General features: G+C 68.4%; 2 protein-coding genes. Both read left to right on the top strand.

What is annotated here, in order from left to right:
* The first annotated feature begins 538 nt into the window (after positions 1-538).
* Positions 539-2,923: a PQQ-dependent sugar dehydrogenase gene (locus tag NMN56_RS42750; protein ID WP_430542857.1), complete on the top strand. Its 2,385-nt coding sequence runs from the start codon at positions 539-541 to the stop codon at positions 2,921-2,923.
* Between the two features lie 75 nt (positions 2,924-2,998).
* Positions 2,999-4,369, top strand: coding sequence for a ThuA domain-containing protein (locus NMN56_RS42745; RefSeq protein ID WP_274048234.1), 1,371 nt, complete (start codon positions 2,999-3,001; stop codon positions 4,367-4,369).
* The last annotated feature ends 112 nt before the right edge of the window (positions 4,370-4,481 follow it).

Below are 4,481 nucleotides of genomic sequence, written 5' to 3'. Positions count from 1 at the left end.
CTTCAGGGTGGGCCCGGATACGGGCGGGGGAGTCCAGAGGGGGCGGAGCCCCTTTTGGCGGGGGGATTGCCGGGGGGCGGAGCCCCCCGACGCCCGGCCGGCGAGGCCAACGGGGGACAGGGGGCGAAGCCCCCATGTTGAAGGGGGACTGGCTTCAAATGACAGGAACAACAACAGGGGGGCACGGGGCGCAGCCCCGGAGAGGGGAAACACGTGAGGGGGGCCCTTTGTCCAGGGGGTGGACAATTTCAACTCCCCGCGTGTCAAAGGGGTTTCCGGCCCAGACAAACAGAGCTACCGTCCTGGGGTGTACGGGACATGTCACCGGCATGACACCCCCTCAGCGAGCCGAACAGAACAGAACCGGCACCCCGGGGCGCCAGCCCCGAAGGCGCGGCGGCGCGCGCCTGGCGAGAAGCGCACGGAATTCCCGTAACTTCCCAGGAGGAGACGCGTGCACAGAACGCAGAAACCCCACAAGGCGCAAAACAAACCCCGCACAACAGCGCTGGCAACAGCCCTGCTCGCAGCAGCCGCGATGGCGATAGGCATCCCGCTCTCACAGGCGGCACCCACACCAGCCGCACACACGTCGGCGCAAGCCGACAAGGCGGAGTTCCAGCAGGTGACCCTCGCCAAGGGCGTGGAGGAGACCGGCGAGCCCATGACCCTCGCCGTACTCCCGGACCGCTCAGTGCTGCACACGGCCCGGGAGGGCACGGTGCGGTTGACGGACGCGAAGGGCAACACCAAGGTCGCGGGCGAGATACCGGTGTACCGGCACGACGAGGAGGGACTCCAAGGCGTAGGCGTGGACCCGGGGTTCACAAAGAACCGTTTTGTGTATCTCTACTACGCGCCCCCCGGCAACACCCCCGAGGGCGACGCACCGGACGCCGGCAAGCCGGAGGACTTCAAGCCGTTCGAGGGCGTCAACCGACTCGCCCGCTTCGTGCTCAAGAAGGACGGCACGCTCGACAAGAGCAGCGAGAAGAAGATCCTGGACGTGCCGGCCGACCGCGGCCAGTGCTGCCACGTCGGCGGTGACATCGCCTTCGACAGCAAGGGAAACCTGCTGCTGTCGACGGGCGACGACGGCAACCCGTTCCAGTCGGACGGCTTCACGCCGATCGACGACCGTGCCGACCGCAACTCGGTGTTCGACTCACGCCGTTCAGCGGGCAACACCAACGACCTGCGCGGCAAGGTGCTCCGTATCAAGGTCAAGAAGAACGGCTCGTACTCCGTGCCGAAGGGCAACCTCTTCAAGCCCGGCACGAAGAAGACGCGCCCCGAGATCTACGGGATGGGCTTCCGTAACCCGTTCCGTATGACCGTCGACAAGAAGACGGACACGGTCTACCTCGGCGACTACGGCCCCGACGCCGGCGCCGCGAACCCGGACAGGGGCCCGGCCGGGCAGGTCGAGTTCAACCGCTTCAACAAGGCGGGCAACTTCGGCTGGCCGTACTGCCACGGAAAGAATGACGCTTACAGGGACTACGACTTCGCGACGAAGGATTCAGGGCCCGCGTTCGACTGCAAGGCGCCCAAGAACACCTCGCGTCACAACACCGGCCTCACCGACCTGCCCCCGGCGCAGTCCGCGTGGATCGCCTATGACGACGACTCGGTCCCGGAGTTCGGCTCCGGCTCCGAGTCCCCCATGGGCGGCCCCGTCTACCGCTACGACAAGAAGCTGAAGTCGCAGGTGAAGTTCCCCAAGGAGTACGACGGTGACTTCTTCGCCGGGGAGTTCGGACGCAAGTGGATCAAGCGGATAGAGCAGGGCGGCGACGGCGGCGTCTCGAAGATCAACGACTTCCCGTGGACCGGCACGCAGGTCATGGACATGGAGTTCGGCCCCGACGGAGCCCTCTACGTGCTCGACTACGGCACCGGCTACTTCGCCGGTGACGAGAACTCCGCCGTCTACCGTATCGAGAACGCCGCCGAGGGCCACACCCCCGTCGCGCAGGCCAAGGCCGACACCACCAGCGGCCAGGCACCGTTGAAGGTCGGCTTCTCCTCGGCCGGCAGCGAGGACGCCGACGGTGACCAGCTCAAGCTCAGCTGGGACTTCGGCGACGGCGCCACCTCGACGGACGCCAACCCGACCCACACGTACGAGAAGAACGGCACCTACACCGCCACCCTCACGGCCGAGGACCCCTCGGGACGTACGGGCAGCGCCAGCACCCGTATCACCGTCGGCAACACCGCGCCCAAGGTCGAGCTGAAGCTGCCGGCGAACGGGCAGCCCTTCAGCTTCGGCGACGAGATCCCCTTCGAGGTCACCGTCGCGGACCCCGAGGACGCACAGATCGACTGCTCCCGCGTCGAGGTCACCTATGTGCTGGGGCATGACAGCCACGGCCACCCGATCACCTCGGCCAAGGGCTGCAAGGGCACCATCAAGACCTCCAACGACGGTGCGCACGACCCCAACGCCAACATCTTCGGGGTCTTCGACGCCGCCTACACCGACGGTGGCGGCAACGGTCAGCCCCCGCTCACGGGCCACGGTCAGAGCGTCCTGCAGCCCAAGCACCGCCAGGCCGAGCACTTCACCACCTCCTCCGACGGCGTGACCACGGGTGACGTCGCCGAAGCCGAGGGCGGCAAGGCCGTGACAGGTGCGCAGAACGGCCAGTGGATCGCCTTCGACCCGTACGCGGCCGACGGCGTCACCAAGGTCACCGCACGCGTCAAGGCGCAGGCGGCCGGCGCCATCGAGGTCAGGGCGGGCGCTGCTGACGGGCCCGTCATCGGCACGGCGAAGGTCACAGCCGGAAGCGGCTGGGCCGATGTCAGCGCCGACATCAGCGGTGTGCCCGCAGGCACAGGAGAGCTGTTCCTCACCTTCACCGGAGGCAGCGGCAAGCTCTTCGACCTCGACAGCTTCACCGTCGCTACCGGCTAGAGGAGGTGAACGGAATTGCGTACGCAGCGCACACTGCGCACGGCGGTAGTTGCCGCGGCCCTGCTCCTGGGGGCCATGGCGCTACCGGGTCATGCCGCCGAGAACCGCGCGGCTGACCGCGCGGGCCCCGCGCCCGGAGCGGATGCCCCGCCGGAAACGGACGCCGCGCCCGGAGCGGGCAAGGACCGCGTGCTCGTCTTCTCCAGGACCGCCGGGTTCCGGCACGACTCCATTCCCGACGGCATCGCCGCCATCAAGCGGCTCGGGGCCGAACACGGCTTCACGGTGCGGGCCACCGAGAAGGCCGCCGAGTTCACGCCGCGCAAGCTCGCCGCCTATGACGCCGTGGTCTTCCTGTCGACGACAGGAGACGTCCTCAACAAGGCCCAACAGGCCGCGTTCGAGGGCTACATCGGCAAGGGCGGCGGATACGTCGGCGTGCACGCCGCGGCCGACACCGAGTACGACTGGCCGTGGTACGGCGGGCTCGCTGGGGCCTACTTCTCCTCGCACCCGGCGATCCAGCCGGCCACGGTCGAGGTCGAGAACCACGCACACCCCTCGACCGCCCACCTGGGCGCGGACTGGAAGCGCACGGACGAGTGGTACGACTACCGCTCCAACCCGCGCGACAAGGCCCGCGTCCTGGCCACCCTCGACGAGGGCTCGTACACCGGCGGCACCATGGGCGAGGACCATCCCCTCGCCTGGTGCCAGGAGTACGAGGGCGGGCGGGCCTTCTACACCGGAGGCGGGCACACCAAGGAGTCCTACACCGACGACGCCTTCACACGTCATCTGCTGGGCGGCATCCAGTACGCCACCGGCGCCGCACAGGCCGACTGCCGCGCCGAGAACGGCTACACGCCGCTCTACGACGGCGCCGAAGGGACCGGGCTCAAGGGCTGGAAACAGGCGGGCCCCGGCACCTTCGAGGAAGGCGCTGACGGCACGCTGACCACACGGGGCGGTATGGGCCTGCTGTGGTACGAGGGCAAGCGGTTCGGCTCGTACTCGCTGAAGCTGGACTGGAAGATGGCGAGCGAGGGCGGCGACGACAACTCCGGTGTCTTCGTCGGCTTCCCCGCCTCCGACGATCCGTGGTCCGCTGTCGACAACGGTTACGAGATCCAGATCGACGCCACCGACGTCGACGCGAAGACCACGGGTTCCGTCTACGGCTTCCAGTCGGCCGACCTGGCCGCGCGCGACGCCGCGCTCAACCCGCCGGGGGAGTGGAACACCTACGAACTGCGCGTCCAGGGCGAGCGGTTGCGGATCTACCTCAACGGCCGCCTGATCAACGACTACACCAACACCGATCCCGTACGGAGCCTCACCGACGGCCATATCGGCCTCCAGAACCACGGTGACGAGGACGCTGTCGCGTTCCGCGACGTACGGGTGAAGGAACTGGGAGGAGGCGGCGGCGTGAACGGCCGTTAGTGGGCCCCCTGTCCGTGCTCGGCCGTACCCGGTCCGAGGGGGTCCGGGTACAGGTGGGTGAGTTGCGGCGAGGCGGCCTGGACGCCGACCGGGTCGTTCCGCCGTGTCCCAC

Origin of the sequence: Streptomyces iconiensis (genome assembly GCF_028657195.3) — a bacterium.
In the GTDB taxonomy this organism is placed as follows: Bacteria; Actinomycetota; Actinomycetes; order Streptomycetales; family Streptomycetaceae; genus Streptomyces; species Streptomyces iconiensis.
This window is presented reverse-complemented; position numbering and strand designations above follow the sequence as displayed.

Coding starts and splice junctions, on each gene's coding strand:
- NMN56_RS42750 (WP_430542857.1), top strand. CDS start 539: ATGGCGATAGGCATCCCGCTCTCACAGGCGGCACCCACACCAGCCGCA.
- NMN56_RS42745 (WP_274048234.1), top strand. CDS start 2,999: ATGGCGCTACCGGGTCATGCCGCCGAGAACCGCGCGGCTGACCGCGCG.